The following is a 23,950-nucleotide window of genomic DNA, read 5'->3' as shown; positions in this document are numbered from 1 at the left end:
TGGATAAACCTTGTTTGTCTTTTGGATAAATCTCATAGTAAACTAAAAATATACAAGTATTTAAGGGTAGAAAAGGACGTGGAAAAAAATGCATACAAACATGTGGGTTGTGGATAATGTTGTGGAAAGAAAAAAATATTATCCACAGTTACAAGAAGCAGCAAAATTATTAAGAGAAAATGAGGCGGTTGCTTTCCCTACGGAAACAGTATATGGGTTAGGTGCAAATGCGATGGATGATGAAGCAATCGCGAAAATTTTCGAAGCGAAAGGAAGACCGAGTGATAATCCACTCATTGTCCATATAGGTACAAAATCTCAGTTAGATGGGATTGTGAAAGAAATTCCACCAGTTGCAGAGAAGTTAATGGCGCATTTTTGGCCAGGACCATTAACAATTATTTTGCCGAGAAAAGAAGGGATTTCAGAGAAGGTGACGGCAGGACTTAATACGGTTGGAGTAAGAATGCCTGATCATCCAATTGCACTTGCTCTTATTGAAGAGGCGAATGTACCTGTTGCGGCACCAAGTGCGAATCGTTCAGGGCGTCCAAGTCCAACATTAGCTTCTCACGTATATGAAGATTTGAATGGGAAGATTGCAGGTATTGTTGATGGTGGTGCAACTGGAGTAGGCGTTGAATCAACTGTAATTGATTGTACAAGCGCGGTTCCAACAATATTACGTCCAGGTGGGATTACGAAAGAACAATTAGAAGCGGTGATAGGTACTGTTTCTTTAGATCCAGCTTTAAAGGATGAGAAGGAAAAACCGAAATCGCCTGGAATGAAATACACACATTATGCCCCGAAAGCACCACTTAGTATTGTTGAGGGCTCACGTGAGTTTATTCAGCATCTTGTGGATGAGAAAAAGGAAGAAGGATTTAAAGTAGGCGTATTAACGACAGAAGAGTATCAGCATGTATATAGTGCAGATGTTATATTATCTTGTGGTGTTAGAAGTGACTTAGCTAGTGTTGCGACTAAATTATATGATGTACTTAGAACATTTGATGCAAGTGAAGTGGATGTTATTTTTAGTGAGTCATTCCCTAATGAAGGAATAGGGAATGCAATTATGAATCGTTTAACAAAAGCGGCAGGACATCATATTATTATTGAATGATAAGGTAAGATTAGCAAACAGAATATTTCTCCTTGGATAAGCATATTGTGAAGTAGCACGTCCAAGGAGGGGCATGAATGACGTTTGAACAGCTAATACCTTTAATAATTATGGCATTCGCCTTAGGGATGGATGCGTTCTCGGTGAGTCTTGGTATGGGGATGATACCCCTAAAGTTAAGACAAATCCTGTATATTGGTATGACGATAGGGATATTTCATATTATTATGCCGTTTATAGGAATGGTACTAGGTCGTTTTTTATCAGAGAAGTATGGAGATATCGCACATTTTGCGGGTGCTATTTTATTAATCGGACTAGGGTTTTATATCGTATATTCGAGCATTTTACAAAATGAAGAGACTAGAACAGCCCCTATTGGAATTAGTTTATTCGTATTTGCATTTGGCGTCAGTATAGATAGTTTCTCAGTAGGACTTAGTCTTGGTATTTATGGGGCACAAACAATTATTACGATTTTACTTTTTGGATTTGTTAGCATGTTATTAGCGTGGATGGGTTTATTAATTGGGAGACATGCGAAAGATATGCTCGGTACATATGGTGAGATAGTAGGTGGTATCATTTTGGTTGGGTTTGGATTATATATCCTTTTTCCTATATAATTTTATGTAGGAGGGAATTATGAACAAGCTATTGGAATGGTATGTTAAATTTTTGACCTTCTATCCTCGATGGCTAAGAAGACTTATAATTTGGGGTATTATTTTGCAAATTTCGATGTTAGGTTGGATTAAGTTAATTCGTGAATGGTGAGATAGTTCCTTTCTGTGAATATTTTGTTTGTACTATATTTATTGCGCTAAAAATTACAGATATAGAAAGGATGAGATGAATGACGAGATTGAAGCAAGTTTTTGGTATTATTATTAGTTTTTTTGTTTTTTGGTTTAGTATGCTCGGTGTACAAATGTTTGCTGAGTTTTTAGATATTGAGTCATTGAAATTTGTTGCGGGAAAGACTGAGGCGGCGCGTGCCTTTTACTCTCCGTACCCGTTTTTAATTGTTTTTCTTATTACATTGCTTTCCCTATACTTCTTCGTAATTAAGCTAGGGAAGCCGAAAAAAGAGAAAATGCCTACTTTAGAGGAAAAGAAGGAAGAATTACAATGAGAAAATCCCCTGCTAAAAAGCAGGGGATTTTATATTTGAGTGATGGGAGGAATCTAGCCGCCTTGCTTTTAAATATATCCAGTTCCAGCGGCTAGAATGGTCGGTGGCTTCGCGTCTTCCTGCGAGGCAAAAAGCGCCTCTACGTCAGAAGCTCCATCCCCCTCCCATTCTGAACGAGCCGCTTCCACTTTTAGATATTATCCAGTTCCAGTGGCCAGCTCTTCGCATCTAAGAACCTCCCGCACGAAAGGTAAAAAGCACCTTTTGTGCGAGAGAACCTTAGCTGGTCAGAGCTAAACGGGCCACTTCCACTTTTAAACTGGCCTAACCAATTCAAATTGTTCTCCTAATTTTGCATAGTTGTGTCCTGCTAGGCGGCTTATTGGTTTGAGTCCTTCGGCGTGAATGCGCCCTTTTTCATATAGATGTTCGGCAACGTGGAAACGAACGACGCGTCCAATTAGTAGATCACAAGCTGGTGAGTCTTCCGTTCCGCCAAGTGGAATTGCACGTTCTAATACGCATTCCATTCGAATATTTGCTTCTTTTACACCTGGAACAGAGATGACTTCACTTTCGATTGGTGTTAGTTTTGCTAGTTCAATTTCACTTTCATTTGGCGGGAGGTTAGCTGCTGTTTCGTTAATTGCTGCTACATATGATTCGTCAGAAATATGTACGACAAATTCTCCTTTTTCAATTGCGTTTCGGGAAGTGTCCTTTCTTTCTCCGGCTTTTCGTTGTACAGATACTGAGATAAGTGGTGGATTAGCAGCGACAATATTGAAATAACTATATGGTGCTCCGTTTAGTACGCCTTCTTTTGTTATAGAAGTAACGAATGCGACAGGACGAGGGATGATACTTCCAGTAAGTAATTTGTAATTATCTTTTTCAGTTTGTTCATTTGGATTAATGGATAACATGCTTGTAATCCCCTTTCTAAATATGAATACTTATTGTTTGTTTACAAGATAACGATGAGAAAATCCTGCTGGAAATAATATTTTGTTTCATAAAAAGAACTTACTTCAATTGTAATGAAGTAAGTTCTTTTTTCGAGAATCTCAAATTTGAGATAAAAATTAAAGTAAAACGTATGCCCCAGGTCCGATTAAAGCTACACCAACAGCGACAGCGATTAACATTAAGTTATATTCATATCCGTTTTGTGTTACCCAGTAACCATTTTTTCCGTGAACGGTGAAGATAGCCATTAACATTGTTCCAACGATAAATAATGAACCAACTACAATGAAAATACCTGATGCAAATAAGAAACCACCTAGTAATTCAGTTGCGCCAGCCATAAATGCCATAAATACACCAGGACGTAAACCGATTGACTCCATCCAGCCACCTGTTCCTTTTAAACCGTAACCGCCGAACCAACCAAATAATTTTTGAGCGCCATGACCCATGAATGTAATTCCTATAATAAGACGAATAATAAGTAGACCGAAATCCATCATTTTTAAAAACCTCCTAAAAGTTATTAACTTACATTACGTAAGTAATAATAAAATAGTTACTTACTTTAGTCAAGTGAATTTCGAAAAAAGTTTGAATTAAATTTTACAAATTAACAACAAAAAATAAAATGTAGTAAAGACCTCTAGACAAGTTGGGCAAAAAAAGAGAAAATATAAATAGAAGTTAACTTCTAATTGTTATTCAGACAATCAGAATTGACTGGAATTTTGTGAAGCGCTACAATAAGAGTCTATTAGTAATGACGTAATTTATTTCGAAAGCGTTTTTACAGTATAATATTCGAAGTATGAAGTCTTACATGTATCCCGAGCTTTACTAGGGATTGCCCTATAAACTTTTAGGTAAATTATAAGGAGGACTATCCTATGTTTAAAAAATTATTCGGTCTTGGTTCAAAAACAAATGAAGAAACAATCGTAGCTCCATTAACTGGAGCAGTGAAAAATATTGAAGAAGTACCAGATCCAGTATTTGCTGGTCGTATGATGGGTGACGGTGTTGCAATCGATCCTACTGAAGGTGTAGTTGTATCTCCAGTTGATGGTGAAATCGTACAATTATTCCACACAAAACATGCTATCGGAATTAAAGCGAAAAACGGTACAGAAATTTTAATCCACGTTGGATTAGAAACTGTAAAAATGGAAGGCGAAGGTTTCGAAGCTCACGTTTCTGAAGGCCAAGCTGTAAAAGCTGGAGATAAATTAATCTCATTCGACTTAGAATTAATCCGTGAAAAAGCGAAAAGCACAATTACTCCAATTGTTATTACAAACACAGATGCAGCTGAGTCTATTAAGACAACTGTAGGCGTAGCAGCTACAAAAGGTTCAACAGAAGTAATGAAAGTTACAATGAAATAATTGCAACAAAAATAAGGAATCCGTTTCGTATGAAATGGATTCCTTATTTTTGTTGCATGTTCAGCATGTATGTTAAAATACTCTAGGCACTTGGAAATAGGGTTTCACATATATGTGGATAAGGCGCATTTTTCTTAGAAAAAATATAAGAGAAATGCGCCTTTTGTATATTCACATTTCTTTTGTTCTATTCTAATGTAAGTTATGATGAATGGTAAGAAATCGAATATAGGGGTGGGTTTGAATGAAACGAGTGTTATTTGTTTGTACTGGCAATACATGTCGTAGTCCAATGGCTGAGGCGTTGCTTCGTCATCACGGAGGAGATAAGTTTGAAGTGCAATCTGCTGGTGTTTTCGCCTATCCTGGGAGCGATGCATCGGTACATGCGAAGGAAGCTTTAGCTGAAAAAGGAATTTTAATTGATCATGCGGCGCAGCAAGTAAATGAAACTTTGCTTGATTGGGCTGATATTGTCGTAACGATGACAGAAAACCATAAGCAAATTGTACTTGGGCATTATCCGAGCGTTGAAAAGAAATTAAATACGTTATATGGATTAACTGAAGGTATAGGCAAGGACATTTCAGATCCATTTGGAGGCTCGCTTTCTATTTATAAAGAAACGTTAGATGAGATGGAAAAACTTGTACAAACTTTCCTGAAAAAACATTCAGTAGGTTGATGTTTCGTGTATAATACGATATTGGAGATCACTTCTTCCTATGTGAGGTAGCGAGTGTGAAATGAAGATAATTGATTGAAAATTTGGAGGGGTAAAAATGAAAGTAGTAATAGCATCTGATCACGGCGGTATGAATATCCGCAAAGAACTTGTAAGTTTATTAGAAGAGTTAAATATTGAATATATTGATTTAGGTTGTGAATGTGAAGCTGGTTCTGTTGATTACCCTGACTTTGCGTTTCCAGCAGCTGAAATGGTAGCGAATGGTGAAGTAGATCGTGGTATTTTAGTTTGTGGGACAGGCATTGGTATGTCAATCGCAGCAAACAAAGTAAATGGTATCCGTTGTGCGTTAGTTCATGATACTTTCAGCGCGAAAGCAACGAGAGAGCATAATGACACTAACATGCTAGCGATGGGCGAGCGTGTAATTGGTGCTGGTCTAGCGCGTGATATCGCGAAAATCTGGTTAACAACTGACTATGAAGGTGGTCGTCACGAAAACCGCGTAGGAAAAATTAAAACATACGAAACAAAGTAATAGATTCTAACTATCAGTAGTGTGAAATATAATTTGGTGAACCAACCTGTGAAAGGAAGAGGCGTAATGACAGAAATCGTAAAGGTAAGAGAACAGCTACAAATGTCGCTTTCTGATTTCCAAGAACAAGCTTCATTACAAAGCGGTCAAATTTTTGTAGTGGGTTGTAGCACGAGCGAAGTGCTAGGCGAAAGAATTGGAACATCAGGAACGATGGAAGTAGCAGAGGCGATTTTCTCTGAGTTAAAACAATTTCAAGAGCAAACAGGTATTGAATTAGCGTTTCAATGTTGTGAGCATTTAAACCGTGCTTTAGTAGTTGAGAGAGAAGTAGCGATAAAATATCAATTTGAAATTGTAACAGTTACGCCTGTTAGATCAGCAGGTGGTGCATTGGGGACATACGCGTATCACAATTTGAAAGATCCGGTAGTAGTTGAGTTTATTAAAGCTGATGCAGGAATGGATATTGGTGATACATTTATCGGTATGCATTTAAAGCATGTAGCTGTTCCGGTTCGTACAAGTGTGAAGGCAATTGGAAGTGCGCATGTAACGATGGCCAAAACACGTGGAAAACTAATTGGTGGAGCGCGTGCTGTCTATGCGGCAGTGGAAGAGACTATCACTTGCCGTTAAATATGAGAAATTAGGAAGTCATATAGTAACTGTTTATCATAAGATAAAAGGTATGTTGTCTGACTTTATAATAGAAGAAAGAAAAGACCGATTTTCGGTCTTTTTTTTCTTTTATGATATAGAAAGTCATGTTAGAATGTAGTTGAAAACATGAAGGTTCGAAAGAATTACAACCTGAATTTTCGTTTTTTCTGAATAAATAAGAAAAAACTGTTGGGAATCGATGTAATTCGTTCAGAAAAGGGGGATTTTGGTGGATCATTTAAAACGTCAAGATGAAAAGGTATTTGCTGCAATTGAGGCAGAACTAGGAAGACAGCGTTCAAAGATTGAGTTAATTGCTTCGGAAAACTTCGTAAGTGAAGCAGTAATGGAGGCACAAGGTTCTGTTTTAACGAATAAGTATGCTGAAGGATATCCTGGAAAACGTTACTATGGTGGCTGTGAACACGTAGACGTAGTAGAAGATATCGCACGTGATCGCGTGAAAGAAATTTTCGGCGCAGAGCACGTAAATGTTCAACCACACTCTGGTGCACAAGCGAACATGGCAGTATACTTTACGATTTTAGAGCAAGGCGATACAGTACTTGGTATGAACTTATCTCATGGTGGTCACTTAACACACGGAAGCCCTGTTAACTTCAGTGGAGTACAATATAATTTCGTAGAATATGGCGTGGATGCTGACTCTCACCGTATTAATTACGATGATGTATTAGCAAAAGCGAAAGAACATAAACCAAAATTAATCGTTGCAGGTGCAAGTGCATACCCTCGTGTTATCGATTTCAAGCGATTCCGTGAGATTGCAGATGAAGTGGGCGCTTATTTAATGGTTGATATGGCACATATCGCTGGTTTAGTAGCTGCTGGTTTACACCCAAATCCAGTACCACATGCACATTTCGTTACAACGACAACACATAAAACGTTACGTGGTCCGCGTGGTGGTATGATTTTATGTGAAGAGCAATTTGCAAAACAAATTGATAAATCAATCTTCCCTGGTATTCAAGGTGGTCCACTTATGCACGTAATCGCTGCAAAAGCTGTTGCATTTGGTGAAGCACTTCAAGATGATTTCAAAACATATGCACAAAATATCATTAACAATGCGAACCGCTTAGCTGAAGGTCTTCAAAAAGAAGGACTTACACTTGTTTCTGGCGGAACAGACAATCACTTAATCTTGATTGATGTTCGTAACTTAGAAATCACAGGTAAAGTAGCAGAGCACGTATTAGATGAAGTTGGTATTACAGTGAACAAAAATACAATTCCATTTGAAACAGCAAGCCCATTTGTAACAAGTGGTGTACGTATCGGTACAGCAGCTGTAACATCTCGTGGTTTCGGTTTAGAAGAAATGGATGAAATTGCGTCACTTATTGCTTATACATTAAAAAATCATGAAAATGAAGCTGCATTAGAAGAAGTACGTAAGCGTGTAGAAGCGTTAACTAGCAAATTCACAATGTATCCAAATCTATAATAGATTGAAGAAGACTGCCGAGACTTAATTGTTTTGGCGGTCTTTTTTGTGGACATATATTATTTTTAAAGTATGTATACAAATGATGAATAAATTTTGGCGATATAATGAAGGATACAGCTCCCATAATTGGTAAAGATACTAGATAGATTCATCGTAAAATCATGATTTTGCCAAATTTGCCCTTGAATATTAGTAGCGTTTTCTTTACAATCGTAAATAGTGTAAAAAAGCGTGCAAACGCATGAATATCATCTAAAGGAGAGATTCACATGGGAAAACTGTATGTATTTGATCACCCGTTAATTCAACATAAGATTACATATATTCGCGATAAGAATACAGGTACGAAAGATTTTCGTGAATTAGTGGACGAAGTAGCAAGCTTAATGGCTTTCGAAATTACTCGCGACCTTCCACTTAAGGACATTGAAATTGAAACACCTGTAAGCAAAGCGACAACAAAAGTGATCGCTGGTAAAAAACTTGGTTTAATTCCGATTTTACGTGCAGGTTTAGGAATGGTTGATGGAATTCTGAAATTAATTCCAGCAGCAAAAGTAGGACACGTTGGTTTATACCGTGACCCTAAAACATTGCAACCGGTAGAATACTATGTGAAACTTCCAACGGATGTAGAAGAGCGTGACTTTATCGTACTAGATCCGATGCTAGCAACAGGTGGTTCTGCGGCTGAAGCAATTAACTCTCTGAAAAAGCGCGGTGCGAAACAAATTAAATTAATGTGTATCGTTGCAGCTCCAGAAGGGGTAAAAGTAGTACAAGAAGAACATCCTGATGTTGATATTTATGTAGCAGCATTAGATGAGAAATTAAATGACCACGGATATGTAGTACCAGGTCTTGGTGATGCTGGTGACCGTTTATTCGGAACGAAGTAAGACAACTGACGAGCAGGGGAGATTCCCTAGCTCGTCTTTTTTGTTGTAAGCAAGTAGGGGAGGGGGAGAGGATAAATATACATCGTATATACAACATAAGTTGCATACACCTCACATATAATATAGAAGTCTTACGTCTGAGGAACACTATATTATGGAAGAAAAGCGTTATATCTCGAAAATATAATAGTGACAAACTTGTGAACATTTCCTTCTATTATAAAGAGAAAACTGTTAGAAATTGCATATATGTAACCAGTATTTAGAAGGGGAACGTTTTCATTTTTGGGAGGAAATGCCTAATACTCAAATTTTTAGATTTTTTACGATTTCTCGTTGACACTGTTAATACCCTATTGTATGCTAACAACGGGGATAGATGGTAGGGCTTTCAGTGACAAAATTACATCTATTCCGTGACGAAAATGTAAACTTTTTGTTTTGTATAGGATTTATGCAAAAAAATGAGTTATTATTAACACATCGTGAATGAGGGTTACATATTGGAGGGATGAATCCTTGCAAAAAAACGATCGCAGCCATATAAAAGCTTATGCTTTAATGTCAGGTATTCTTGCTCAATTAGTCGGTTCTATTCTTGTTGGAATCTTTGGTGGGCAGTGGATTGATAATAAGGTTGGAACGTTTCCGTTGTTTCTTATTATAGGGTTATTACTCGGACTAGGAACAGGGGTATACGCAATGATTCGACTCATTCGACATTACTATTCGGGAGAGCAATGATGATAGACGTACATGGACTTGTCCAAAGACAAAAGAAATATATGTACTACTTGCTTGCGCTTCTAGTGCTAGGATGGGGATTTACCTCTTACAAGGATGTATTTCTTGGACTGATTATCGGGACGATTTTCAGTTTTCTTAGTTTGCGCATCATTGCACGTAGAACAGACAAGCTGCTAGATCGCGTAACAAATGGAGAAAACGTGAAGTTCAAGGCAACAGCGGTAAGTACATATTCAAGATTCGCCACGATTGGGTTATTAATTTTATTTGCAGCCAAATATCAAGAGTTAATCGCGATGTGGGGCCTAGGTGTAGGATTGCTGACAGGATACCTTGTCATGATCATAGATTTTCTTTATTTAGAGTATAAGAGCAGGGAAGAGAGGTGAATTACTAGTGGAACACGGTAAATTAGTTGAATTTCTAGGTTTAACGTTCGATTTGTCATCAGTTATGATGGTTACTGTAGCAGCAGTTATTGTTTTCTTAATCGCTGTTATTGGAACTCGCAGCTTAGCTCTTCGCCCAACCGGAATGCAAAACTTCATGGAATGGGTGTTTGACTTCGTGAAAGGGATTATCAATAGTACGATGGACTGGAAAACAGGTGGACGTTTCTTAACGCTTGGCGTTACGCTTATCATGTTTATCATCGTATCGAACTTCCTTGGTTTACCATTCATGTATTCAGCAACTGAAGCTGGCGAACATATTGCATGGTGGAGATCACCAACGTCTGATCCAGCAGTTACATTAACATTAGCCGTGATGGTAGTTACCCTCACCCATTATTATGGAATTAAGATGAAGGGTACGAAAGAGTACGTAAAAGGTTATTTCCAACCTATGAAATTCTTATTCCCATTAAAGGTTATTGAGGAGTTTGCTAACACATTAACGTTAGGTCTTCGTTTATTTGGTAACATTTATGCAGGTGAGATCTTATTAGGATTACTTGCTAAGTTGGGCGGAGCATCAGTCCTTGGGGCATTAGGTGCGCTTGTACCAATGTTAGCATGGATGGGATTCAGTGTATTCGTTGGATCAATCCAAGCATTTATTTTCGTTATGTTAACGATGGTTTATATGGCTCATAAAGTAAGCCATGACCATTAATATAATTTAAGTAAGAAAAAATTTATTTTTTTATAATACAAAGGAGGACAAATTAAATGAGTTTAGGTGTAATCGCAGCTGCAATTGCAATTGGTTTATCAGCATTAGGTGCAGGTATTGGTAACGGTCTTATCGTATCACGTACAATCGAAGGTGTTGCTCGTCAACCAGAATTAAAAGGCGCACTTCAAACAATTATGTTCATCGGGGTTGCTTTAGTTGAGGCACTTCCAATCATCGGTGTAGTTATTGCATTCATCGTAATGAACAAATAAGGGAGACTCCCCTTACATAGATGGCGAAGAGTGTTTTTCCGAACTTTCTTCGCCATTGCTTTATGAATGAAACGTATGTCTTTTTTTTTCATATGATCAATTTAGATATTTTGAAGGGAGTGAATCCTTGTGCCAACTTTATTATTAGGTGCTGCCATTCCATTTGGAACGATTGCTTATACATTGTTCATTTTCTTACTTCTATTAGTAATGCTACGCAAATTTGCGTGGGGTCCTTTAATGGGAATTATGAAAGAACGTGAAGAGCATGTTACTAATGAAATCGACGCTGCAGAAAGAAGTAATGCTGAGGCGAAGAAATTAGTAGAAGAACAACGTGAAATGTTAAAACAATCACGTGTTGAAGCACAAGAGTTAATCGAAAGAGCGAAAAAGCAAGCTGTAGATCAAAAAGATGTTATTGTTGCTGCTGCGAAAGAAGAAGCAGAATCAATTAAAGCATCTGCTGTACAAGAAATTCAACGCGAAAAAGAGCAAGCAATTGCTGCTTTACAAGAACAAGTTGCTTCTTTATCTGTTCAAATTGCTTCTAAAGTAATTGAAAAAGAATTAAAAGAAGAAGATCAAGTGAAGTTAATTCGCGATTATATTAAAGAAGTAGGAGAAGCGCGATGAGCAATGGGATTGTAGCAAAACGTTATGCTGTCGCTCTTTTTAAAATTGCTAAAGAAAAACACGTATTAGAAATGTTTGAAGAGGAATTACGCCTTGTACAAAACGTTTATGTAAAGAACGGAGAACTACATAGCTTTTTAACGCAACCGAACATTTCAAAGGAACAAAAGAAAACGTTTCTTGCAAACGTATTCGGATCTGTTTCTGAATCTATTTTAAATACGTTATATATTTTAATTGATAACAAACGCATTGATATCTTACCTGAAATTGCAGATGAATATGTTGTTCTTGCTAATGAAGAACGTAACGTAGCGGACGCAACTGTATATTCTACTCGTCTTCTATCAGAAGAAGAGAAGCTTAACATTGCTGAAGCATTTGCAAAGAGAACGGGAAAAGATGCAATTCGCGTGAAAAATGTTGTAGATGAAGATTTACTAGGCGGAATTAAAGTACGTATTGGAAATCGCATTTATGACGGAAGTTTACAAGGAAAATTAGCACGTATTCAGCGTGAATTAATGAAGAATAGATAGGGGTGAAGCACATGAGCATCAGAGCTGAAGAAATTAGCGCACTGATAAAGCAACAAATCGAGAACTATCAGTCTGAAATCGAAGTTAGTGATGTTGGTACAGTTATCCAAGTTGGTGACGGTATCGCGCGTGCTCATGGTCTTGATAACGTTATGGCTGGTGAACTTGTAGAGTTCTCTAACGGCGTTATGGGACTAGCACAAAACTTAGAGGAAAACAACGTAGGTATTATCATTTTAGGACCTTACACAGAAATTCGTGAAGGTGACGAAGTTCGTCGTACTGGTCGCATCATGCAAGTACCGGTAGGAAAAGAACTAATTGGTCGTGTTGTAAACCCATTAGGTCAACCAGTTGATGGTTTAGGCCCAATCAATACAACAAACACTCGTCCAATCGAAAGTCCAGCACCAGGTGTAATGGATCGTAAATCTGTTCATGAGCCACTTCAAACAGGTATTAAAGCGATCGATGCTCTTGTACCAATTGGCCGTGGTCAACGTGAGTTAATCATTGGTGACCGTCAAACTGGTAAAACAGCAGTTGCACTTGATACAATCATTAACCAAAAAGATGAAGACATGATTTGTATCTACGTAGCAATTGGACAAAAAGAATCAACTGTACGTAACGTAGTAGAAACACTACGTAAGCACGGTGCATTAGAGTACACAATCGTTGTAACTGCATCTGCTTCTCAACCAGCTCCATTATTATACCTAGCTCCTTACGCTGGTGTAACAATGGGTGAAGAGTTCATGTACAATGGTAAACACGTATTAGTAGTATATGATGACTTATCAAAACAAGCAGCGGCTTACCGTGAGCTGTCATTACTATTACGTCGTCCTCCAGGTCGTGAAGCTTACCCAGGGGATGTATTCTACTTACATTCTCGCTTATTAGAGCGTGCAGCAAAATTAAGTGATGCAAAAGGCGGCGGTTCTTTAACTGCACTACCTTTCATCGAAACACAAGCAGGGGACGTATCAGCATACATCCCAACAAACGTAATTTCTATTACGGATGGACAAATCTTCTTACAATCTGACCTATTCTTCTCTGGCGTACGTCCAGCGATCGATGCGGGTACTTCTGTATCTCGTGTAGGTGGATCTGCTCAGATTAAAGCAATGAGTAAAGTATCAGGTACACTTCGTCTTGACCTTGCATCTTACCGTGAGTTAGAAGCGTTCGCTCAGTTCGGTTCTGACCTTGATAAAGCAACTCAAGCGAAATTAAACCGTGGTGCTCGTACTGTTGAGGTATTAAAACAAGGATTACACAAACCATTACGTGTAGAGAAACAAGTTATCATTCTTTACGCTTTAACACGTGGATTCCTAGATGATATCCCAGTAGTAGATATCACTCGTTTTGAAGAAGAATTCCATGCTTGGTTAGATTCTAATGCGACTGACTTATTAGAAGAAATCCGCACAACTAAGAAACTTGCGGATGACGACAAATTTGCAGCAGCAATCAATGGATTTAAAAAAGTATTTGTAGCTTCTGAATAATAATAAAAAGTGAAGCCGACTGTTCAGCCCCATCGGCTAAGGTTCTTTCTCACAGAAGGTGCTTTTTACCTTCTTGTGGGGAAGGTTCTTAGACGAAAGGGGCTAGGAGGCGGAACTAGATTAATAAAAGCGGAAGCGGCTCGTTCTGAATGTGAGGGGGATGGAGCTTCTGACGAAGAGGTGGTGTTTGCCTCGTAGGAAGAAGTGAAGCCACCGAGCATTCAAGCCGCTGGAGCTAGATAGTATATATAAAAGGCATCTCGGGCTCTGAGATTGCTAAAGGTCATGTAAAGGAAAAGAGTAGGTGCACCTATTCTTTTCCTTCAATCATGAGCAAGAATATCTTGCAACGTAGATTAGGAAGAGGATTCTTACTAATCGTGCCAACTTCCGGAAAAAAGGTGGTGAAAACCTGTGGCATCTTTACGCGATATAAAAGCGAAGATTAACTCGACAAAGAAAACGAGTCAAATTACGAAAGCGATGGAGATGGTATCTGCATCTAAGTTAAACCGTGCAGAGCAAAATGCTAAATCTTTCGTTCCGTATATGGAAAAGATTCAAGAAGTAGTAGCGAGCATTGCGCAAGGAAGCAAAGGGATTAATCATCCAATGCTAAATGCGCGTCCTGTAAAGCGTACAGGATACATCGTTATTACGTCTGATCGCGGACTAGCAGGTGGTTATAACAGTAACGTATTACGTACAGTAAGTAACGTAATTCGTGAACGTCATAATATGGATTCAAACCAATATTCTATTATTGTGCTTGGACGACTAGGACGTGATTATTTAAAACGTCGCGGCTTTAACATTATTGATGAAGTAGTTGGATTATCTGACCACCCATCATTTACTGATATTAAAGACCTTGCTTCTCGAGCAATTGCGATGTTTGCAGATGGTGCTTATGATGAGCTGTACATCTACTACAACCATTACGTAAGTAAAATTTCACAAGAGGTAACGGAAAATAAAATTTTACCGCTTACTGATGTGGCGTCTGACAAACCGACGACAGCTTATGAATTCGAACCTTCTGAAGAAGAAATTTTAAAAGTACTATTGCCACAATACGCAGAAAGCTTAGTGTACGGTGCATTACTAGACGGTAAAGCAAGTGAACACGCAGCGCGTATGACAGCAATGAAGAGTGCTACAGACAACGCAATGGAAGTTATCGATTCACTTACACTTTCATTCAACCGTGCGCGTCAGGCAGCGATTACGCAAGAAATTACGGAAATCGTTGGTGGAGCAGCAGCGTTAGAATAGTATTAAAAGGCGGAAGCGGTTCGTTCAGAATGAGAGGGGGATGGAGCTTTTGACGTAGAGGCGATTTGTGCCTCGTAGGAAAAAGCGAAGCCACCGAACATTCTAACCGCTGGAGCTGGATTCAATAAAAAGTGTAGGTGGCTTGCTCAGAAGGGGAGGGCATTGGAACTCCTGACAAAGAGGTGTTCTTTGCCTCGTAGGAAGGGGTGAAATGACCGACCCTTCTAGCCACCGGAGCTAGATTCAATAAAAGGCGGAAGCGGCTCTGTCAAAAGAGTCGCGTAAGCTATAAACCAATAAAAAATTAAAAGCTAGCTGCTCGTAGAAAGTTGGCTAATTAAAAGAAAGCTAGGAGGGAACCCGATGAATAAAGGGCGCGTTACGCAAATCATGGGTCCGGTTGTAGACGTTAAGTTTGATGGCGGAAAGCTACCAGAAATCTACAACGCCCTTACGGTAAAACAAAGCAACGAAAACGGAAGTATTAACTTAACATTTGAAGTTGCACTTCATTTAGGTGATGATACAGTTCGTACAGTTGCAATGTCTTCCACAGATGGACTTGTTCGTGGCACAGAAGTAGAAGATACTGGTAAACCAATCTCTGTACCAGTTGGTGATGTAACACTTGGTCGCGTATTTAACGTATTAGGTGATGCAATTGACTTAGATGGTGAGGTTCCTGCAGATGTACATCGTGATCCAATTCACCGTCAAGCACCTGCATTCGAAGAATTATCTACTAAAGTAGAAATTCTTGAAACTGGTATTAAAGTAGTAGACTTACTTGCTCCTTACATTAAGGGTGGTAAGATCGGCCTATTCGGTGGTGCCGGCGTAGGTAAAACAGTATTAATTCAGGAATTAATTAACAACATCGCACAAGAGCACGGTGGTATCTCTGTATTCGCTGGTGTAGGTGAGCGTACTCGTGAGGGTAATGACTTATACCACGAAATGAGCGATTCTGGCGTAATCAAGAAAACTGCGATGGTATTCGGACAAATGAACGAGCCACCTGGAGCACGTCAACGTGTTGCATTAACAGGTTTAACAATGGCTGAGCATTTCCGTGATGAGCAAGGACAAGACGTACTTCTGTTCATCGATAACATCTTCCGTTTCACGCAAGCGGGTTCTGAAGTATCTGCCCTTCTTGGTCGTATGCCATCTGCGGTAGGTTACCAACCAACACTTGCAACAGAAATGGGTCAATTACAAGAGCGTATTACATCTACAAATAAAGGGTCTATCACGTCTATCCAAGCGGTATATGTACCAGCCGATGATTATACTGACCCAGCACCAGCTACAACGTTCGCTCACTTAGATGCAACAACAAACTTAGAGCGTCGTTTAACGCAAATGGGTATTTATCCAGCCGTAGATCCATTAGCATCTACATCTCGTGCACTTTCTCCAGAAATCGTAGGAGAAGAACATTATGAAGTAGCTCGTCAAGTACAGCAAACTTTACAACGTTATAAAGAGCTTCAAGATATCATCGCTATCTTAGGTATGGATGAGTTATCTGAAGAAGATAAGTTAGTTGTACATCGTGCTCGTCGTATTCAATTCTTCTTATCTCAAAACTTCCACGTAGCTGAGCAGTTTACAGGTCAAAAAGGTTCTTACGTACCTGTAAAGAATACAGTTAGTGGTTTCAAAGAAATTCTAGAAGGAAAATATGATGACCTTCCAGAAGATGCATTCCGTTTAGTAGGTGGCATTGAAGAAGTTATTGAAAACGCGAAGAAAATGATGGCGTAAGGCCTTAGGAGGGACGAAGTATGAAGACATTTCCAGTCAGTATTGTAACTCCTGATGGACCGGTTTACGAAAAAGAAGTAGAAATGGTAAGTGTAAAAGCAGAGAGTGGGGAAATGGGGATCTTACCAGGTCACATTCCAACTGTTGCACCATTAAAAATTAGTGCAGTTCGTCTGAAAAATGGTGGACACACTGATTATGTAGCAGTAAGCGGTGGCTTTATCGAAGTTCGTCCAGATAAAGTGACTGTATTATCATCATCTGCTGAAGAAGCAAACCATATCGATATCCATCGCGCAAATGAAGCGAAGCGTCGCGCTGAGCAACGTCTGCAAGATAAACAAGCACATGTTGACTTTAAACGTGCAGAAATGGCATTACAACGTGCCGTGAACCGTTTAAACGTTTCCGATATGAAGTGAAAAAATCCGTAAGGGCTTTGCCTTTACGGATTTTTTTTTGTGTATTTTATGGATAATTTTACAAAACTGGTATAATTATATTGATGCTTGTATAAGTAGAAGTGTACAACAATTTATATTTCATAAAGGGGATGAATCAATGATTGGTGAAATGAAGCGAGAAGCATTGTACTCTTTAAAGGGAAAATGGGGACTAGGTGTTGGATCAACAATTTTATATTTTATTTTAAGTTATGTCGTTTCGATGGCTGCAATGCTTATACTATTAATTCCAGGAATTATTATATTTCTCTTATTTGCTGGTCTAGCAGGTTCACTTGAAGGGCAAACAATATCAAATGGAGCAAGTGTTACATTCGGGATTTTTTATTGCATTATGATAATTTTGAGTAGCGCATCGTATGGGATTACATCATACGGTTATACAAATGTATTTTTACAGATCAGTAAACGAGAAGATGCTAAAGTAGATTACTTATTTGAAGGATTTCGTGGCTTTAAAAGAATGATGAAAACAATGTGGGCAATGCTTGCAATTTTATTATATACAGGTACATGGATTCCGATATTGTTAGTAGCCTTATTTGCATTTTTTGGTGAAGAAGGAAATGCGTCGTTTGCTATTGCTATCTGTGTACTACTAGCAATTTCAATTGTTGGTATGATTGTGATGTATTTTTCTTATGCACTGACGTACTATGTGATGATTGAAAATCCAGAATATAGTGTTTCGCAGGCGATGAAGGAAAGTAAGAATCTTATGAAGGGTCATAAGTTAGATTTGTTTCTTTTATGGCTGAGCTTCATAGGATGGGCTATTTTAGCGCTTCTTACTTTTGGAATAGGATTTCTTTGGTTTAGTCCGTATATGAGTACGACGACAGCACACTTTTATCGCTATATTTCAAAAGGTGAATTTCAATAGGAACATGCTATACTAATAGAATTATTGTGTATAGGAGGCGAGGCTACGCATGATTAGTGATTTAAAAGGAGAAGCACTAGATTCATTAGAAGGGAAATGGGGATTAGCTGTTGGGGCTACACTACTCATTTCAATTCTTATCACAGCTTTTGATTTTAGTGTTGATTGGGGATTTTCTTTAATTTTCGGTTGGCAAAAAACAAACGGTTCACTTTCAATGAATATTCTTACATTTTTCGTTACTGGACCGTTAACTTTAGGTGGATATTACCTTGGTTTAAATATCCTTCGTGAAAAGCAAGCTAGTATCGGTAATGTATTCATTTGGTTTTCAGAGGGAAAGAGATTTCTAAAATCATTTTTATTATATTTATTAGTAAATCTTTATCTTTTCTTATGGACGTTATTGTTCATTATTCCAGGTATTATTAAATCATTTTCTTATGCGATGACATACTTTATTATAAACGATCATCCTGAGTATTCACTGAACCAAGCTATTACAGAAAGTCGTCGTATGATGGATGGACATAAGATGGAGTATTTCATTTTATGTTTAAGTTTTATTGGCTGGTTTATATTAAGTTGTATTACGTTAGGGATTGGATTCTTATGGTTAATTCCATATTTCTATACGACATCTGCAGCTTTTTACGAAGAGATTGCAGAAGAATATTATGAGAAAAATATTTAGCACTAAAAAACCCCCGGTATGAATTATTTGTTCATACTGGGGGTTTTTTGTAGAAACTTTATAAACTGATTACTAGTAAGTGGTTTACTGAAATAGTAACCTTGCATATATTTACAGTTATGTTTTTGCAGAAACTTAAGTTGTTTTTCGGTTTCAATTCCTTCGGCGACGACTGAAAGATTTAAAGTATTCGCGAGGGAAAGAATTGTAGAAACGATGGCTCGTTCTTCAGGACGATGATCAGCTAATTGTGTAAATTCTCTCGGTACTTTTAATGTGTCGATTGGAAAAATTGATAAATAAGCAAGAGAAGAGTACCCAGTACCGAAGTCATCAATGGAAGTTTGGATACCGTACTCTTTTAATTGCTTCAGTCTCAATAACGTTTCTTTCTCGTCAATCATTGCAATTCTTTCTGTTAACTCAAGTGTTACATATTTTGGATCGACTTGCACGTCGTTTAATATTTGTGAAATGTTTTCGATTAATTGATCTTGCCGGAATTCTTTTGCGGATAAATTAACACTTATTTTTAAATTTTGGTAGCCAAAGGTATGCCATATTTTTAATTGGAGACAAGCTTCTTGTAATACCCAATGCCCAAGTGGGACTACTTGTGGCGTCTCTTCTACAATTGGAATAAACTCACATGGTGAAATGTCACCTAATAGTGGGTGTTTCCAACGTATTAAAGCTTCAGCACCGATAATTTTATTTGTTGTCGTATCAATTTGTGGTTGATAAACGAGATAAAATTCTTTGTTTACTAAAGCGATTGGCAAATCTTTTTCAATTCGAGCTTTTCGTTCCATTTTTTTATATAGTTCTTTCGTGTAAAGAGAGCTACCGTTTTTTCCTTTATTCTTTGCTTCGTACATGGCCATATCAGCATGCTGCAAAATGGATAGCGCATCTTCACCTGCTTCAGGATATATTGCAATTCCGATGCTCGGTGAGATTTGTAAATGTTGATTTTCGATTTCAAATGGCTCATTCATGGCCGCTACAATCCTATCAGCTATTTTTTGGACATCTGGCTTTTTTTTGTAATTCTCGATAAGGATTGTGAACTCATCCCCAGCTAGCCGCGCGAGTTTCATATTTGATGTTGCTATTCTTTCGAGCCTTTTTGCTACTGCGATGAGCAACAGGTCTCCTACTCGATGACCGAGGGTATCATTAATAACTTTAAAACGGTCTAGGTCGAGAAACATAACAGCAAAAGGCTTTTTCGATATTTTTGCTCGTGCAATTGCCTGTTCTAAATGTTGATGAAATGCACGTCGATTTGCAAGCTCTGTTAAAGTATCATGGTATGCTAGGAAATTAATTTGTTCTTGTTGTTGTTTGCTTTCCGTAATATCTTTAATCATTAAATAAACCCCAGAAATTTTCTCCTTTAAAAAGATCGGTACGGCGGTAACGTGCAAGTAGTAAATATCTCTGTTTTTATGGTACGCCCGTATTTCTAAAGAGATAGAATACCCCTTTTTCACGCGATGAAAGGCGTTAATCATTTCTTCTAAATCTTCTTCGTATATGAGTGAATAGTAAGGCTGGTTTAATAATTCATTCGTTTGATAACCGAGTAAAGTAGTACCAGCGTTATTTACTTTGAGAAAATTACCGTACAAATCTAATGTGAAGATTGGATCTGGATGATGCTCGTATAAAGATTTAAACATTTGTTGATTATGATAGAGTTCATTTTTCTGTTCTACTAAATCTTCTGTACGTAGTTTAATTTGTTTCTCGAGTTCTGAGTTGAATTGCATTTGAGCTAGCAATAAGATTTTATTTTGTTTTCGAACTAAACTATGACGTATGAGCACGAAAGAGAAAGTTATTATAAGTCCGATTACTATAATAGGCGCAAAAACGTATTCAACTAATATGAAAACAATAAGCATTACTACCGAAATATACGGTAATGATAATCGGATTGATTCACCAATTTTAGGTGTTAGTAGTACTTGTTCTTGTTTTTCAGGCTTTTTTGTATGGAGAATACAGGCGATTGCTACTAGTACTAAGGTTACTTGATAGAAAGGAGTAACTGTAAACATAGAATACTCTGGTATGAAGTATTTTATATACGCATAAATCGCATCTGTAGTAGCATATAAAATTAAAGCACTGCCAAGAAGTGCACCGACCTTTTTAGGTAATAAGGATAGTGGTTTGAATAAAAGGTTGATTCCTATTAAGAGAAAGAGTAAATCAGCCATTGGATAGGTAAGTTGAACAAATATGTCGATATAGGATGTTGTAAAGATATGAATAGTTTGTTCAATAAGTAAGTAGTAACTTAAAGTAAATTGGGCTGTAACGATAATACAAATATCACATAGCATAAAAAGTTTTTCTAATAAATCTCGGTTATAAATGATTTCGTATAGAAAGGCAAACGTAAAGCTAACTAAAAAAAGTAAGTAAAAAAAGTCAGATGGATCAACGAACGTATAGAAGTCCTTTACAATTAAACGCTGATAGGCAACGACTATATCACCGATAAAATAAGAGAGAGCTCCAACAGATAATATGATCCAAAATAAACGAGATAGCCCTTCTTTCATGTTTGAAAAATAAAGTATATAACTACAAGCGATAATATCAATTAATAGGGTACTCGTTCCGATTAATAGCTGAAAAGAAAATGAGTATTCATATAGAAAAGGCATCGCTACATAGTGAAGCGTTATAGACAGCAATACAATGCTTATAAGAATACTTACATGTGTTTGTTTTTTCATTTATATCACCTACGGTTTCTTGAAAAGCATATATAAGTTTTATATTTATTTTGCACAATTATAGTAAGTTGTAAAGATAGATTTTAATAATTCTTGTTTCTGCCTCCCAACATATCGACATAGGAATTTGAAGTTTGCTATAATGATTAGAATAGTTGCATTATTTAGAAAAATTTAAAAATAATAATTACTGCAACTAGGACATATTGTTTACTATGTGAACTTGTTCTTAATTTAGGGGGGAGGGTTTCACAATGGCAAGTGTATATGAAAATAGTTATATGATCGTTTTGATTTTCTTGCTATTAGGTATATTGCTGCCGGTAGTGGCTCTTACATTAGGAAGGATGCTGCGCCCAAATAAACCAAGTGCAGCAAAGGCGACGACGTATGAGAGTGGAATTGAGCCTTTTCATGATGCAAATATTCGGTTTCATGCTCGTTATTATATTTTCGCTTTATTGTTTGTGATCTTTGATGTAGAAACTTTATTTTTATATCCTTGGGCTGTTGCGTATGACAAGCTAGGTTTATTTGCATTAATTGAAATGCTCATCTTTGTTGTAATGTTGCTAGTTGGATTAGCGTATGCTTGGAAAAAGAAGGTGTTACAATGGTTATAAATTTTGAGGAATTACATCCAAATGAGCGAGCAGAATTAGAACGAAATATCTTTTTTTCTACATTGGAACAGTTGAAAGGATGGGCGAGGAGCAATTCTTTATGGCCGATGACATTCGGACTGGCGTGCTGTGCAATTGAAATGATGGGAGTAGGCTCATCACATTATGATTTAGATCGATTTGGGTCATTTTTTCGGACTTCACCAAGGCAATCGGACGTCATGATTGTATCGGGAACGGTAACGAAGAAGATGGCTCCTATTGTTCGGCGCTTATATGATCAAATGCCCGAACCGAAATGGGTTATTGCGATGGGATCTTGTGCAACAGCAGGTGGTCCGTATGTAAATTCATATGCTGTTGTGAAAGGTGTAGACCAAATTGTACCAGTTGATGTGTATATTCCTGGTTGTCCCCCAAATCCAGCTGCTTTAATTTATGGAATTAATAAATTAAAAGAAAAAATTCGTTACGAAGCAAAGACCGGGAAGCAGGTGACGAATAAATGAGCAATCCAAATAAAGATTTAGAGGAGCTGAAAAAAGAAGCAGCTAGGCGTGCAAAAGAAGAAGCGAGAAAACGCCTTGTAGCGAAACACGAGGCGGAAATAAGTGAGCTTGAGGAAGAAGATCAAGAAAAAGGGAAAGCGCTACCAAAAAAAGATGATATTACTATAGAAGAAGCAAAACGACGTGCAGCAGCTGCTGCAAAAGCAAAAGCGGCGGCGTTAGCGAAGCAGAAAAGAGAAGGAACCGAGGAAGTAACGGAAGAAGAAAAAGCGAAAGCCAAGGCGAAGGCAGCAGCGGCTGCAAAGGCAAAAGCGGCAGCGTTAGCGAAGCAGAAAAGAGAAGGGACAGAAGAAGTAACGGAAGAAGAAAAAGCGAAAGCCAAGGCGAAGGCAGCAGCGGCTGCAAAAGCAAAAGTGGCGGCGTTAGCGAAGCAGAAAAGAGAAGGAATAGAAGAAGTAACGGAAGAAGAAAAAGCGAAAGCCAAGGCGAAGGCAGCAGCCGCCGCAAAGGCAAAAGCGGAGGCGTTAGCGAAGCAGAAAAGAGAAGGGACAGAAGAAGTAACGGAAGAAGAAAAAGCGAAAGCCAAGGCGAAGGCGGTGGCAGCTGCCAAGGCAAAAGCGGCAGCATTGGCGAAGCAGAAAGCCTCGCAAGGTGATGGGGATTCGGGAGATGAAAAGGCAAAGGCAATTGCAGCGGCAAAAGCGAAAGCAGCAGCGGCTGCAAGAGCGAAGACAAAGGGGGCTGAAGGTAAGAAAGAGGATGAGCCGAAGCAGAAAGAACTGTCCGTAAATCAGCCGTATTTAAATCAGTATGTTGAGGCTATTAGGGAGAAGTTAGGAGAGGGTGCATTAGTAGATTCCTACATTAATAAACTGTCAAAGGATGTGCCAACTCTTGTGGTGGATCCCGAAAAATATTATGAAGTGATGGAGTCACTGAGATTCCATGAGGGACTTGCTTTTGATTATATGTCAGAGCTACATGCGACGGATTTTGTGACACATATGGAAGTGTATGTTCATTTGTTTTCATATGGCAAGAAACAATCGGTAGCGGTGAAGGTAAAGCTAGACCGGGAAACGCCGCAAGTCGAATCTGTGACAGCGCTTTGGAAAGGGGCTGACTGGCCGGAGCGAGAAGCATACGATTTGCTCGGCATTATATTTAAAGGGCATCCGAATTTAACACGTATTTTAATGCCAGAGGATTGGGTAGGATATCCGCTTAGAAAAGACTATGAACCGTATGATGTGGAGGTGTAGC

Annotated in this window: 29 protein-coding genes; 26 read left to right on the top strand and 3 right to left on the bottom strand. The window is 38.2% G+C overall.

What is annotated here, in order from left to right; translation table 11 throughout:
• Nucleotides 1-88 precede the first annotated feature (88 nt).
• From BHV55_RS26520 to BHV55_RS26510, 4 genes are all read left to right on the top strand, one after another.
• On the top strand, nt 89-1,129 hold the full coding sequence (locus BHV55_RS26520) for an L-threonylcarbamoyladenylate synthase (RefSeq protein ID WP_000557351.1): 1,041 nt from the start codon (nt 89-91) through the stop codon (nt 1,127-1,129).
• A 77-nt stretch (nt 1,130-1,206) separates the two neighbouring features.
• Entirely contained in the window at nt 1,207-1,755 is a 549-nt protein-coding gene (locus BHV55_RS26515; protein WP_000142463.1) for a manganese efflux pump MntP, read from the top strand.
• 19 nt (nt 1,756-1,774) lie between these two features.
• Nucleotides 1,775-1,906 (top strand): hypothetical protein, encoded by a 132-nt coding sequence (locus tag BHV55_RS27705; RefSeq protein ID WP_001037636.1) that lies wholly within the window; start codon nt 1,775-1,777, stop codon nt 1,904-1,906.
• A gap of 79 nt (nt 1,907-1,985) precedes the next feature.
• Nucleotides 1,986-2,264 carry a DUF3935 domain-containing protein gene (locus BHV55_RS26510; protein ID WP_000197472.1) on the top strand — a complete coding sequence of 93 codons (279 nt, stop codon included), beginning with the start codon at nt 1,986-1,988 and terminating at the stop codon, nt 2,262-2,264.
• Nucleotides 2,265-2,578: 314 nt separating this feature from the next.
• Here BHV55_RS26510 and BHV55_RS26505 read toward each other — a convergent pair whose 3' ends face one another.
• Together BHV55_RS26505 and BHV55_RS26500 are read right to left on the bottom strand one after the other, a co-directional pair.
• A complete protein-coding gene (locus BHV55_RS26505; RefSeq protein ID WP_070757605.1) occupies nt 2,579-3,190 on the bottom strand; it encodes a flavin reductase family protein in 612 nt (203 codons plus the stop codon).
• A 159-nt stretch (nt 3,191-3,349) separates the two neighbouring features.
• The gene (locus BHV55_RS26500; protein WP_000968616.1) at nt 3,350-3,736 is read right to left on the bottom strand and encodes a DoxX family protein; all 387 of its coding nucleotides are present in this window, start codon (nt 3,734-3,736) and stop codon (nt 3,350-3,352) included.
• Nucleotides 3,737-4,123: 387 nt separating this feature from the next.
• On the opposite strand from BHV55_RS26500, the gene BHV55_RS26495 reads away from it, so the two are divergent.
• The 19 genes from BHV55_RS26495 to BHV55_RS26405 all read left to right on the top strand — a co-directional run bounded on the left by BHV55_RS26495 (nt 4,124) and on the right by BHV55_RS26405 (nt 18,802).
• Nucleotides 4,124-4,621: a PTS sugar transporter subunit IIA gene (locus tag BHV55_RS26495; protein WP_000473665.1), complete on the top strand. Its 498-nt coding sequence runs from the start codon at nt 4,124-4,126 to the stop codon at nt 4,619-4,621.
• 244 nt (nt 4,622-4,865) lie between these two features.
• Nucleotides 4,866-5,306 (top strand): low molecular weight protein arginine phosphatase, encoded by a 441-nt coding sequence (locus tag BHV55_RS26490; protein ID WP_070757607.1) that lies wholly within the window; start codon nt 4,866-4,868, stop codon nt 5,304-5,306.
• A 97-nt stretch (nt 5,307-5,403) separates the two neighbouring features.
• Nucleotides 5,404-5,847 (top strand): ribose 5-phosphate isomerase B, encoded by a 444-nt coding sequence (gene rpiB / locus BHV55_RS26485; protein WP_000869542.1) that lies wholly within the window; start codon nt 5,404-5,406, stop codon nt 5,845-5,847.
• 66 nt (nt 5,848-5,913) lie between these two features.
• On the top strand, nt 5,914-6,486 hold the full coding sequence (locus BHV55_RS26480; RefSeq protein WP_000136375.1) for a TIGR01440 family protein: 573 nt from the start codon (nt 5,914-5,916) through the stop codon (nt 6,484-6,486).
• Nucleotides 6,487-6,739: 253 nt separating this feature from the next.
• Complete coding sequence (gene glyA, locus BHV55_RS26475; RefSeq protein WP_000349807.1) at nt 6,740-7,981, top strand: serine hydroxymethyltransferase; 1,242 nt, start codon at nt 6,740-6,742, stop codon at nt 7,979-7,981.
• Nucleotides 7,982-8,253: 272 nt separating this feature from the next.
• Nucleotides 8,254-8,883: a uracil phosphoribosyltransferase gene (gene upp / locus BHV55_RS26470; RefSeq protein ID WP_000517539.1), complete on the top strand. Its 630-nt coding sequence runs from the start codon at nt 8,254-8,256 to the stop codon at nt 8,881-8,883.
• Nucleotides 8,884-9,262: 379 nt separating this feature from the next.
• The gene (locus BHV55_RS26465) at nt 9,263-9,376 is read left to right on the top strand and encodes a DUF4024 domain-containing protein (protein WP_000232962.1); all 114 of its coding nucleotides are present in this window, start codon (nt 9,263-9,265) and stop codon (nt 9,374-9,376) included.
• A gap of 26 nt (nt 9,377-9,402) precedes the next feature.
• Nucleotides 9,403-9,627 carry an AtpZ/AtpI family protein gene (locus tag BHV55_RS26460; protein WP_001171223.1) on the top strand — a complete coding sequence of 75 codons (225 nt, stop codon included), beginning with the start codon at nt 9,403-9,405 and terminating at the stop codon, nt 9,625-9,627.
• Complete coding sequence (locus BHV55_RS26455) at nt 9,627-10,019, top strand: ATP synthase subunit I (protein WP_000567600.1); 393 nt, start codon at nt 9,627-9,629, stop codon at nt 10,017-10,019. Before BHV55_RS26460 ends, BHV55_RS26455 begins: the two co-directional genes overlap by 1 nt.
• Nucleotides 10,020-10,026: 7 nt before the next feature.
• Nucleotides 10,027-10,746, top strand: a complete 720-nt coding sequence (atpB, locus tag BHV55_RS26450; RefSeq protein ID WP_000399871.1) for a F0F1 ATP synthase subunit A — start codon at nt 10,027-10,029, stop codon at nt 10,744-10,746.
• A gap of 56 nt (nt 10,747-10,802) precedes the next feature.
• On the top strand, nt 10,803-11,021 hold the full coding sequence (gene atpE / locus BHV55_RS26445) for a F0F1 ATP synthase subunit C (protein WP_000052064.1): 219 nt from the start codon (nt 10,803-10,805) through the stop codon (nt 11,019-11,021).
• Between the two features lie 129 nt (nt 11,022-11,150).
• On the top strand, nt 11,151-11,657 hold the full coding sequence (gene atpF, locus BHV55_RS26440) for a F0F1 ATP synthase subunit B (RefSeq protein ID WP_001142618.1): 507 nt from the start codon (nt 11,151-11,153) through the stop codon (nt 11,655-11,657).
• Entirely contained in the window at nt 11,654-12,196 is a 543-nt protein-coding gene (gene atpH, locus BHV55_RS26435; protein WP_000064683.1) for a F0F1 ATP synthase subunit delta, read from the top strand. The genes atpF and atpH overlap by 4 nt, the downstream gene beginning before the upstream one ends.
• 11 nt (nt 12,197-12,207) lie before the next feature.
• A complete protein-coding gene (gene atpA, locus BHV55_RS26430) occupies nt 12,208-13,716 on the top strand; it encodes a F0F1 ATP synthase subunit alpha (RefSeq protein WP_000027518.1) in 1,509 nt (502 codons plus the stop codon).
• 414 nt (nt 13,717-14,130) lie between these two features.
• Entirely contained in the window at nt 14,131-14,991 is an 861-nt protein-coding gene (gene atpG, locus BHV55_RS26425) for a F0F1 ATP synthase subunit gamma (RefSeq protein WP_000157696.1), read from the top strand.
• Nucleotides 14,992-15,354: 363 nt separating this feature from the next.
• Nucleotides 15,355-16,761 (top strand): F0F1 ATP synthase subunit beta, encoded by a 1,407-nt coding sequence (atpD, locus tag BHV55_RS26420; RefSeq protein ID WP_001032593.1) that lies wholly within the window; start codon nt 15,355-15,357, stop codon nt 16,759-16,761.
• 20 nt (nt 16,762-16,781) lie between these two features.
• Nucleotides 16,782-17,183 (top strand): F0F1 ATP synthase subunit epsilon, encoded by a 402-nt coding sequence (gene atpC / locus BHV55_RS26415; protein ID WP_000847211.1) that lies wholly within the window; start codon nt 16,782-16,784, stop codon nt 17,181-17,183.
• A gap of 37 nt (nt 17,184-17,220) precedes the next feature.
• Nucleotides 17,221-18,108 (top strand): DUF975 family protein, encoded by an 888-nt coding sequence (locus BHV55_RS26410; RefSeq protein WP_103653264.1) that lies wholly within the window; start codon nt 17,221-17,223, stop codon nt 18,106-18,108.
• A 49-nt stretch (nt 18,109-18,157) separates the two neighbouring features.
• Nucleotides 18,158-18,802 (top strand): DUF975 family protein, encoded by a 645-nt coding sequence (locus BHV55_RS26405; protein ID WP_070757609.1) that lies wholly within the window; start codon nt 18,158-18,160, stop codon nt 18,800-18,802.
• Nucleotides 18,803-18,825: 23 nt separating this feature from the next.
• Here BHV55_RS26405 and BHV55_RS26400 read toward each other — a convergent pair whose 3' ends face one another.
• Nucleotides 18,826-21,555, bottom strand: coding sequence for an EAL domain-containing protein (locus BHV55_RS26400; RefSeq protein ID WP_070757611.1), 2,730 nt, complete (start codon nt 21,553-21,555; stop codon nt 18,826-18,828).
• 254 nt (nt 21,556-21,809) lie between these two features.
• Between BHV55_RS26400 and nuoA the strand changes: the two genes are divergently transcribed.
• From nuoA to BHV55_RS26385, 3 genes are read left to right on the top strand one after another with little or no spacing between them, the layout of a single operon-like run.
• Nucleotides 21,810-22,178 carry an NADH-quinone oxidoreductase subunit NuoA gene (gene nuoA / locus BHV55_RS26395; RefSeq protein ID WP_000179273.1) on the top strand — a complete coding sequence of 123 codons (369 nt, stop codon included), beginning with the start codon at nt 21,810-21,812 and terminating at the stop codon, nt 22,176-22,178.
• On the top strand, nt 22,169-22,687 hold the full coding sequence (gene nuoB, locus BHV55_RS26390; RefSeq protein WP_000236331.1) for an NADH-quinone oxidoreductase subunit NuoB: 519 nt from the start codon (nt 22,169-22,171) through the stop codon (nt 22,685-22,687). Before nuoA ends, nuoB begins: the two co-directional genes overlap by 10 nt.
• Complete coding sequence (locus BHV55_RS26385) at nt 22,684-23,949, top strand: NADH-quinone oxidoreductase subunit C (RefSeq protein ID WP_070757613.1); 1,266 nt, start codon at nt 22,684-22,686, stop codon at nt 23,947-23,949. The genes nuoB and BHV55_RS26385 overlap by 4 nt, the downstream gene beginning before the upstream one ends.
• Nucleotide 23,950: the final 1 nt, after the last annotated feature.

It is taken from the genome of Bacillus sp. RZ2MS9 (assembly GCF_001816185.2).
GTDB classification, from domain to species: Bacteria; Bacillota; Bacilli; order Bacillales; family Bacillaceae_G; genus Bacillus_A; species Bacillus_A cereus.
The sequence above is the reverse complement of the archived record's forward strand: the minus strand, read 5'-3'. Positions and strand labels throughout refer to the sequence as shown.

Bases quoted from the DNA above. Each gene is read 5' to 3' on its own strand.
- BHV55_RS26495 (WP_000473665.1), top strand. From the start codon at position 4,124: ATGTTTAAAAAATTATTCGGTCTTGGTTCAAAAACAAATGAAGAAACA.
- nuoA (WP_000179273.1), top strand. From the start codon at position 21,810: ATGGCAAGTGTATATGAAAATAGTTATATGATCGTTTTGATTTTCTTG.
- BHV55_RS26465 (WP_000232962.1), top strand. From the start codon at position 9,263: ATGGTAGGGCTTTCAGTGACAAAATTACATCTATTCCGTGACGAAAAT.
- nuoB (WP_000236331.1), top strand. From the start codon at position 22,169: ATGGTTATAAATTTTGAGGAATTACATCCAAATGAGCGAGCAGAATTA.
- BHV55_RS26500 (WP_000968616.1), bottom strand. From the start codon at position 3,736: ATGATGGATTTCGGTCTACTTATTATTCGTCTTATTATAGGAATTACA.
- BHV55_RS26515 (WP_000142463.1), top strand. From the start codon at position 1,207: ATGACGTTTGAACAGCTAATACCTTTAATAATTATGGCATTCGCCTTA.
- atpH (WP_000064683.1), top strand. From the start codon at position 11,654: ATGAGCAATGGGATTGTAGCAAAACGTTATGCTGTCGCTCTTTTTAAA.
- BHV55_RS26400 (WP_070757611.1), bottom strand. From the start codon at position 21,555: ATGAAAAAACAAACACATGTAAGTATTCTTATAAGCATTGTATTGCTG.
- BHV55_RS26385 (WP_070757613.1), top strand. From the start codon at position 22,684: ATGAGCAATCCAAATAAAGATTTAGAGGAGCTGAAAAAAGAAGCAGCT.
- atpE (WP_000052064.1), top strand. From the start codon at position 10,803: ATGAGTTTAGGTGTAATCGCAGCTGCAATTGCAATTGGTTTATCAGCA.
- upp (WP_000517539.1), top strand. From the start codon at position 8,254: ATGGGAAAACTGTATGTATTTGATCACCCGTTAATTCAACATAAGATT.
- BHV55_RS26505 (WP_070757605.1), bottom strand. From the start codon at position 3,190: ATGTTATCCATTAATCCAAATGAACAAACTGAAAAAGATAATTACAAA.
- BHV55_RS26455 (WP_000567600.1), top strand. From the start codon at position 9,627: ATGATAGACGTACATGGACTTGTCCAAAGACAAAAGAAATATATGTAC.
- BHV55_RS26510 (WP_000197472.1), top strand. From the start codon at position 1,986: ATGACGAGATTGAAGCAAGTTTTTGGTATTATTATTAGTTTTTTTGTT.
- atpC (WP_000847211.1), top strand. From the start codon at position 16,782: ATGAAGACATTTCCAGTCAGTATTGTAACTCCTGATGGACCGGTTTAC.
- BHV55_RS26490 (WP_070757607.1), top strand. From the start codon at position 4,866: ATGAAACGAGTGTTATTTGTTTGTACTGGCAATACATGTCGTAGTCCA.
- BHV55_RS27705 (WP_001037636.1), top strand. From the start codon at position 1,775: ATGAACAAGCTATTGGAATGGTATGTTAAATTTTTGACCTTCTATCCT.
- atpA (WP_000027518.1), top strand. From the start codon at position 12,208: ATGAGCATCAGAGCTGAAGAAATTAGCGCACTGATAAAGCAACAAATC.
- BHV55_RS26480 (WP_000136375.1), top strand. From the start codon at position 5,914: ATGACAGAAATCGTAAAGGTAAGAGAACAGCTACAAATGTCGCTTTCT.
- rpiB (WP_000869542.1), top strand. From the start codon at position 5,404: ATGAAAGTAGTAATAGCATCTGATCACGGCGGTATGAATATCCGCAAA.
- BHV55_RS26520 (WP_000557351.1), top strand. From the start codon at position 89: ATGCATACAAACATGTGGGTTGTGGATAATGTTGTGGAAAGAAAAAAA.
- atpD (WP_001032593.1), top strand. From the start codon at position 15,355: ATGAATAAAGGGCGCGTTACGCAAATCATGGGTCCGGTTGTAGACGTT.
- BHV55_RS26405 (WP_070757609.1), top strand. From the start codon at position 18,158: ATGATTAGTGATTTAAAAGGAGAAGCACTAGATTCATTAGAAGGGAAA.